Here is a 6,281-nt window from a genome sequence, read left to right as displayed (position 1 = left end):
GATCAACACGCTGTTCCAGACCATCACCTCGATCGCGGAGAAGGTGGATCCGATCAAGCTGAACCTGACGCTGAGCGCCGCGGCGCAGTCGCTGTCGGGGCTGGGCGAGAAGTTCGGCCAGTCGGTGGTCAACGCCAACATCTTGCTCGATGATGTGAATCCGCGGTTGCCCCAGGCGCGCAAGGACATTCAAGGTTTGGCGGCGCTGGGCGACACCTACGCGAACGCGGCGCCGGACCTGTTCGACTTCTTGAACAACGCGGTGATCACCTCGCGCACCATCAACGCCCAGCAAAAGGATCTGGATCAGGCGTTGTTGTCGGCGGTCGGCTTCGGTAACACCGGTGCCGAGCTGTTCAACAAGGGCGGTCCGTACCTGGCGCGCGGCGCCGAAGACCTGGTGCCCACGGCGCAGCTGCTGGACACCTACAGTCCCGAGCTGTTCTGCACCGTGCGCAACTACCACGACATCGAGCCCAAGGCCGCCTCGTTCCTGGGCGGCAACGGCTACTCGCTCAACAGCCACACCCAGGCGCTGTCCGGGTTGGGGTTGGTCGCCAACCCGCTGTCGCTGGTCGCGGTCGCCGCGCTCACGATGGGGCTCGGCGGCGTCGCCGGCCTGGTCGGTGGTGCACCGAACCCCTACGTGTGGCCGGAGAACCTGCCGCGGGTGAACGCGCGCGGCGGCCCCGGCGGTGCCCCGGGGTGCTGGCAACCGCTCACCCATGACCTGTGGCCCGCACCGGAACTGGTGATGGACTCCGGCAACAGCCTTGCGCCGTACAACCACCTGGACACCGGATCGCCGTATGCGATCGAGTACGTCTGGGGACGCCAGGTAGGGGATAACACGATCAACCCATGAAAATCACCGGAACCCTTGTCAAGCTCAGCATCTTCTCGGTGGTGCTGCTGATCTTCACCGTGATGATCATCGTGGTGTTCGGTCAGATGCGCTTCGACCGCACCAGCGGATACACGGCGGAGTTCACCAACGTCAGCGGCCTGCGCGCGGGTCAGTTCGTCCGCGCCTCCGGGGTCGAGGTCGGCAAGGTCGACACGGTGGAACTGGTCGACGGCGGCAAGCGGGCGCGGGTGAAATTCAACGTCGACCGCTCGATCCCGCTGTACCAGTCGACGACCGCCCAGATCCGCTACCTGGACCTGATCGGCAACCGCTACCTCGAACTCAAGCGCGGCCAGGGCGACGGCGCCGACAAGGTGCTGGCGCCCGGCGGGTTCATCCCCCTCGCCCGCACCCAGCCGGCGCTCGACCTCGACGCCCTGATCGGTGGCTTCAAGCCGTTGTTCCGGGCGCTCGACCCACAGAAGGTCAACAGCATCGCGACCGCGCTGGTCACCGTGTTCCAAGGGCAGGGTGGCACCATCAACGACATCCTCGACCAGACCGCGCAGCTGACCAGCCAACTCGGTGAGCGTGACCAGGCCATCGGCGAGGTCATCAAGAACCTCAACACGGTGCTGGACACGACGGTCCGGCACCGGCAGCAGTTCGACCAGACCATCAACAATCTGGAGGTGTTGATCACCGGTCTCAAGGACCACGGCGACCAACTGGCCGGGGGGACCGCGCACATCAGCAACGCCGCCGGAACGGTTGCCGACCTGCTGGCCGAAAACCGCGGCCTGCTGCACAAGACGATCAACTACCTGGACGCCGTCCAGCAGCCGCTGATCGACCAGCAGGATCAACTGCAGGACTACCTGAAGAAGGTGCCGACCGCGTTGAACATGATCGGGCGCGCCATCGGGTCGTACGGGGACTTCGTGAACTTCTACGCCTGCGACATCACCCTGAAGATCAACGGTCTGCAGGCCGGCGGCCCGGTCCGCACGGTCCGGCTGTTCCAGCAGCCGACGGGTAGGTGCACGCCGCAATGAGAACTCTCGAACCCCCGAACCGGGTCCGCATCGGGCTGATGGGCATCGTCGTCACGGTGCTGGTGATCGGCGTGGGCCAAAGCTTCACCAGCGTCCCGATGTTGATGGCCAAACCGCATTACTACGGGCAGTTCGCCGACACCGGCGGTCTCAGCAAGGGCGATAAGGTGCGCATCGCCGGCGTGGACGTCGGCAAGGTGGAGGGTCTCAAGATCGACGGCGATCACATCGTGATCCAGTTCAACGCCGGCACCGCGACCTTCGGCACCGAGAGCCGGCTGGCCGTCAAGACGGACACCATCCTCGGAAAGAAGGTGCTCGAACTCGAGCCGCGCGGTAGCCAGACGCTGCGGCCCGGGTCGACGCTGCCGATCGGCCAGAGCACCACGCCCTATCAGATCTACGACGCGTTCTTCGACGTCACCAAGGCCGCGCAGGGCTGGGACATCGACGCCGTCAAGCAGTCGCTGCACGTCCTGTCGCAAACCATCGACCAGACCTACCCGCACCTGAGCCCCGCGCTCGAAGGCGTGGCCAAGTTCTCCGACACCATCGGCAAGCGCGACGAAGAGGTCAAGCACCTGCTCGCCCAGGCCAACCAGGTGGCGGGCATCCTCGGTGACCGTAGTGACCAGATCGACCGGGCGCTGGTCAACGCCAAGACCCTGCTGGCCGCCTTCAACGAACGCGGCCAGGCCATCAACGCCCTGCTGAGCAACGTCGCGGCGTTCTCCGAACAGGTCAAGGGCCTGATCAACGACAACCCGAACCTCAACCACGTGCTGGAGCAGCTGCGCACCGTAAGCGACATCCTGGTGCAGCGCAAAGACGATCTGGCCAACGGTTTCACCGAGGTCGGCAAGTTCCTGCCGTCGCTGAACGAGGCCATCGCCTCCGGCCCGTTCTTCAAGGTGGTGCTGCACAACCTGGCGCTGTACCAGATTTCGCAGCCCTGGGTGGACGCCGCCTTCAAGAAGCGCGGCATCGACCCGGAGAACTTCTGGCGCAGTGCGGGATTGCCGGCCTTCCGGTTCCCCGACCCCAACGGCACCCGATTCCCCAACGGCGCGCCGCCGCCGGCACCGCCGGTGCTCGAGGGCACGCCCGATCACCCGGGTCCGGCCGTCCCGCCGGGATCGCCGTGCTCGTACACGCCGGCCAATCCGGGCGGCAATGTCACCGTCGGGGACGAGGGGCTGCCGCGGCCGTGGAATCCGTTGCCCTGTGCGGGCGCGGCGTCGGGCCCGTTCGGTGGGCCGGGCTTCCCCGCGCCGGTCGACGTGATGACGTCGCCGCCCAACCCCAACGGTCTGCCGCCCACGCCGGGCATCCCGATCGCGGGCCGGCCGGGCGACCCGCCGCCAGACGTTCCGGGCACCCCGGTGCCGTTGCCGGCGCAAGCACCGCCGGGCGCGCGCACCGAGAACCTGGCGCCGGCCGGGCCGACGCCGCCACCGTCGACGTTCGCGCCGGGCTTCCCGCCGGGGCCGGCCGCGCCACCCGGGCCGGGTAACCAGCTGCCGGCACCGTTCATCAACCCGGGCGGAACCGGAGGCAGCGGCGCAGCGGGGGGAGGTAGCCAGAATTGAGCACCATCTTTGACGTCCGCAACATTCGGCTACCGAAGATGACGCGGACATCGGTGATCATCGGATCGCTGGTGATCGTGTTGGCTCTCGTCGTCGGCTACGTCGGCTGGCGGCTGTACGAGAAGCTGACCAACAACACCGTGGTGGCCTATTTCCCGGCGGCGAACGCGCTGTACGCGGGGGACAAGGTGCAGATCATGGGCCTGCGGGTGGGGGCGATCGACAAGATCGAGCCCAGCGGCGACAAGATGAAGGTCACCTTCCACTACGAGAACAAGTACAAGGTTCCGGCGAACGCGTCGGCGGTGATCCTCAACCCGACCCTGGTGGCTTCGCGGTCCATTCAGCTGGAGCCGGCCTACAAGGGCGGTCCGGTGCTGGCCAACAACGCGGTGATCCCCGAGGAGCGCACCCAGGTGCCGGTGGAGTGGGACCAGCTGCGCAACAGCATCACCAACATCATCTCCAAGCTGGGCCCCACACCCGAGCAGCCGACGGGGCCGTTCGGTGAGGTCATCACGTCCTTCGCCGACGGCCTGGCCGGCAAGGGCAAGCAGATCAACACCACGCTGACCAACCTGTCGCAGGCACTGACCGCGCTGAACGAGGGTCGCGGCGACTTCTTTGCGGTGGTGCGCAGCCTGGCGCTGTTCGTCAATGCGCTGCACCAGGACGACCAGCAGTTCGTCGCGCTCAACCAGAACCTGGCGGATTTCACCACCCGGCTGGCGCACAACGACAACGACCTGGCCAACGCGATCCAGCAGTTCGACAGCCTGCTCACCACCGTGCGCCCCTGGCTGGACCAGAACCGCGGCGTGCTGACCCACGACATCAACAACCTCGAGACCGCGACGAACGCGTTGCTGCAACCGGATCCGCTGAACGGGCTGGAGACCGCGCTGCACGTGCTGCCGACGGCCGCGGCGAACATCAACCAGATCTATCACCCGTCGCACGGTTCGGTGGTCGCCATCCCGTCGATCACCAACTTCGCGAACCCGATGCAGTTCATCTGCAGCGCGATCCAGGCCGGCAGTCGGCTGGGCTACCAGGAGTCGGCCGAACTGTGTGCGCAGTACCTCTCGCCGATCCTCGACGCGATCAAGTTCAACTACCCGCCGTTCGGCTTGAACCTGTTCAGCACGGCGGAGACGCTGCCCAAGGAAGTCGCGTATTCCGAGGACCGGCTGCACCCACCGAACGGATACAAAGACACCACCGTTCCCGGCATCTGGGTGCCGGACACCCCGACGTCGCACCGCAACACCCAGCCGGGCTGGATCGTCGCTCCCGGCATGCAGGGCCAGCAGGTCGGGCCGATCACCGCGGGCCTGATGACCCCCGAATCGCTGAGTGAGCTGATGGGTGGTCCGAACATCGAACCCGTCCAGTCGACCCTGCAGACCCCGCCGGGTCCGCCGAACGCCTACGACGAGAACCCGATCGTGCCGCCCATCGGGCTGAATGCCCCGGTGCCGATCCAACCGCCGCCGCCCGGACCGGATGTGGTCCCGGGCCCGGTCGCCCCGACACCGGCGCCGGTGTCCGCGCCCGCGCCGAACGCGGGCGGGCCGCCGGTACCCGCTGACTTTGGAGGTGGGCAGTGAGGGGCGCGCTTCGGCTGATCCGCCATCGGGCGTGGCAAGGGCTGACCCTGCTGGTGGCCGCGACGGTGTTGAGCTCGTGTGGTTGGAAGGGCATCTCCAACGTCTCGATCCCGGGTGGACCCGGCAGCGGGTCGGGGGCCATGACCCTCTACGTGCAGGTGCCCGACACCCTGGCGATCAACGGCAACAGCAAGGTGATGGTCGCCGACGTCTTCGTCGGCTCGATCAAGGCCATCAACCTGAAGAACTGGATCGCCACCCTGACGCTCGGTGTGGACAAGAACGTCAAGTTGCCCAAGAACGCCACGGCCAAGATCGGCCAGACGTCGCTGCTGGGTTCCCAGCACGTCGAGCTGGCCGCGCCGCCGAACCCGTCGCACGAACTGCTCAAGAGCGGCGACACCATTCCGCTGAAGAATTCGACCTCGTACCCCACCACCGAGCAGACGCTGGCCAGCCTCTCGCTGATCCTGCGCGGCGGCGGCATCCCGAACCTGGAGGTGCTGCAGAACGAGGTCTACAACATCTTCAATGGGCGCGGCGAGGCGATCCGGGCGCTGCTCGGCAAGCTGGACACTTTCACCAACCAGCTCAACCAGCAGCGCGACGACATCACGCACGCCATCGACTCGACCAACCGGCTGCTGACCTACGTGGGTGGCCGCGCCGACGTCTTGGATCGGGTGCTCACCGACATCCCGCCGCTGATCAAGCATTTCGCCGACACCAGGAACCTGCTGATCAACGCCGTCGACTCGGTGGGACGGCTCAGCCAGGCCGCCGACCAATACCTGTCGGAGGCGCGCGGGCCGCTGCACACCGATCTGCAGGCGCTGCAGTGCCCGCTGAAGGAGCTCGGCCGGGCTTCGCCGTACCTGATCGGCGCGCTGAAGCTGATCCTCACCCAGCCGTTCGACATCGACACGGTCCCGAAGATCTTCCGCGGCGACTACATCAACATCTCGCTGACGCTCGACCTGACCTACAGCGCCGTCGACAACGCGTTCCTCACCGGGACAGGTTTGTCGGGAGCCCTGCGGGCACTCGAGCAGTCGTTTGGGCGCGACCCGGAGACGATGATCCCGGACGTGCGTTACACGCCGAACCCGAATGACGCACCGGGTGGACCGCTGGTGGAAAGGGGGGACAGGAATTGCTGACTCCCTTCATCCGACGCCAG

General features: G+C 66.6%; 5 protein-coding genes. All 5 read left to right on the top strand.

Annotated features, from left to right (window positions below; all coding sequences use genetic code 11):
* Nucleotides 1–865: MCE family protein (locus tag A9W96_RS21290; RefSeq protein ID WP_067142807.1), on the top strand; the 865-nt coding region annotated here is incomplete at its 5' end.
* The gene (locus A9W96_RS21285) at nucleotides 862–1,902 is read left to right on the top strand and encodes a virulence factor Mce family protein (RefSeq protein ID WP_067021599.1); all 1,041 of its coding nucleotides are present in this window, start codon (nucleotides 862–864) and stop codon (nucleotides 1,900–1,902) included. The genes A9W96_RS21290 and A9W96_RS21285, both read left to right, overlap by 4 nt.
* Complete coding sequence (locus tag A9W96_RS21280) at nucleotides 1,899–3,491, top strand: virulence factor Mce family protein (protein ID WP_067142804.1); 1,593 nt, start codon at nucleotides 1,899–1,901, stop codon at nucleotides 3,489–3,491. The genes A9W96_RS21285 and A9W96_RS21280 overlap by 4 nt, the downstream gene beginning before the upstream one ends.
* Nucleotides 3,488–5,101: a virulence factor Mce family protein gene (locus tag A9W96_RS21275; RefSeq protein WP_067142802.1), complete on the top strand. Its 1,614-nt coding sequence runs from the start codon at nucleotides 3,488–3,490 to the stop codon at nucleotides 5,099–5,101. Before A9W96_RS21280 ends, A9W96_RS21275 begins: the two co-directional genes overlap by 4 nt.
* Nucleotides 5,098–6,261 (top strand): virulence factor Mce family protein, encoded by a 1,164-nt coding sequence (locus A9W96_RS21270; protein WP_067142800.1) that lies wholly within the window; start codon nucleotides 5,098–5,100, stop codon nucleotides 6,259–6,261. The genes A9W96_RS21275 and A9W96_RS21270 overlap by 4 nt, the downstream gene beginning before the upstream one ends.
* The last annotated feature ends 20 nt before the right edge of the window (nucleotides 6,262–6,281 follow it).

Origin of the sequence: Mycobacterium sp. 1245852.3, assembly GCF_001669335.1 — a bacterium.
GTDB lineage: Bacteria > Actinomycetota > Actinomycetes > Mycobacteriales > Mycobacteriaceae > Mycobacterium > Mycobacterium europaeum_A.
Note: the sequence above shows the minus strand (reverse complement) of the source record. Positions and strands in the feature narration are given on the sequence as shown.

What these genes read in the sequence shown, in the direction of transcription:
- A9W96_RS21285 (WP_067021599.1), top strand. Translation starts at nt 862, where the DNA reads ATGAAAATCACCGGAACCCTTGTCAAGCTCAGCATCTTCTCGGTGGTG.
- A9W96_RS21280 (WP_067142804.1), top strand. Translation starts at nt 1,899, where the DNA reads ATGAGAACTCTCGAACCCCCGAACCGGGTCCGCATCGGGCTGATGGGC.